The organism is Streptomyces vastus (assembly GCF_039532825.1).
Lineage (GTDB): Bacteria > Actinomycetota > Actinomycetes > Streptomycetales > Streptomycetaceae > Streptomyces > Streptomyces vastus.
The window spans coordinates 1-1,748 of sequence record NZ_BAAASJ010000038.1; the positions used below are offsets into that span (position 1 = coordinate 1).

Genomic DNA, 1,748 nt, shown 5'->3' on the forward strand with positions numbered 1-1,748 from the left:
GTGGTGATCGTGTCGATAGCGTCGAGTACGCCCGGCGGGTCAACGCCGCCGCGGATCTGGCCGGAGCGGGGGTGCCCGCGGCCGCAGCCGCCCGCACGTTGGCGAGTAGGTACGGGGTGTCGGTGCGTCAGGCACGCCGGTATCTGGAGCAGGCCATGGCTGCTGGCCGAGTCGAAGTCCCTGAGTCGAGTGTGGTGTTCACCGTCAAGCTGCCCGGCTCGCTGGTGGGACAGGTGCGCGCACGTGCTCGTGAGGATAAGGCGACGATCTCCGCGGTGGTGGCCCGGGCCCTGGCGGAGTTCCTTGAGCGAGGCGTCCCGGAGGGCCGGCCCCGCAGGTGAAGGGCCGGCTGGTGGAGACGGAAGCGGTTTTCGACCGTCACGCGGCAGCGGACCTGTCCGCGGCCTACTTGGTGTTGGTGCCGCAGCGGCGGACCCGGGTGCGGGCCGGCCGCGATCAGGCAGGAGTGTCCGATGACCAGCGTGGCGATCTACGCCCGGGTGTCCTCCGCCCGGCAGAAGAAGGACCAGACGATCGGCTCGCAGACCGCGGCCCTGCGCGCGCACGCCGCCGGCCAGCATCTTGAGCTGCCCGAGGAGTGGGTGTTCGAGGACGAGGGCCACTCCGGGGCGACCCTGGTGCGGCCCGCGCTGGAGCGGCTGCGGGACCTGGTCGCCCAGGTCGGCGTGGACGTGGTGCTGTGCTACGCACCGGACCGCCTGGCCCGTAAGTTCGCCTACCAGGCCCTGCTGATCGAGGAGTTCGCCCGCGCCGGCACCCGGGTGGAGTTCGTGCGCGGCCCGCGCGGCGACACTCCCGAGGACCAGCTGATGGTCCAGTTCCAGGGCATGTTCGCCGAGTACGAGAAGGCCCAGCTGATGGAGCGCTACCGGCGCGGGAAGACCTACCGGGCCCGCTCGGGATCGGTCAACGTGCTGGGCGGCGCTCCGTTCGGCTACCGCTACTTGCGCAAAACCCCTGAGTGCGGGGCCACCTACGAGATCGTCGAGTCCGAGGCGGCGCTGGTGGTCGAGCTGTTCCGCCGCTACACCGACGACGCAGCCTCCATCGCGGACCTGACCCGCTGGCTCACCAGCAGCAACACCCCGACCCGCACCGGCAAGACCCGCTGGGACCGCAGCGTCGTCTGGGGCATGCTCCGCAACCCCGCCTACGCCGGCCAGGCTGCCTTCGGCAAGACCCGGACCGTCCACGAGTCCCCGGGGCTGAACCGCCGTGCGAGGCTGGAGGGCCGCACCACCCCACGCGCGATCAAGTACGAGGACCGGCCCCACGAGGAGTGGATCACCATCCCCGTCCCCGCGCTCATCACCCCGGCGACCTTCGAACGCGCCGCCCAGCGACTCGCCGACAACAAGCGCTTCGCCTCGCGCAACAGCAAGGTCCCCTCCCTCCTTCAGGGCCTGTCGGCCTGCGTGAGCTGCGGATACGGCTACTACCGCACCTCGACCACCACCTCCTCCGGCAAAAAGATCTACTACTACCGGTGCCTGGGCTCCGACGACTACCGCTACGAGGGCGGGCGGGTCTGCACCAACAAGCCCGTCCGGGCCGACTACCTCGACACCGTCGTCTGGGACCACATCATCGCGATCATCGCCGACCCGCACCTGATCCGGTCCGAGATCGACAAGCGGCTGGAACGCGCCCGCTCTTCCGACCCCGCCACCCGCCAGCGCAGCCGTCTCGAACTGGCCCTGGCCAAGGCCACCGCAGCGATCACTCGC

The 1,748-nt window shown here is 70.5% G+C and carries 2 protein-coding genes; both read left to right on the forward strand.

What is annotated here, in order from left to right:
- A partial coding sequence (locus ABD357_RS19495; RefSeq protein WP_344391619.1) for a hypothetical protein occupies positions 1–341 on the forward strand: 341 nt, incomplete at its 5' end.
- A 132-nt stretch (positions 342–473) separates the two neighbouring features.
- Positions 474–1,748 (forward strand): recombinase family protein (locus ABD357_RS19500; RefSeq protein ID WP_344391620.1); only part of this gene is annotated, 1,275 nt, incomplete at its 3' end.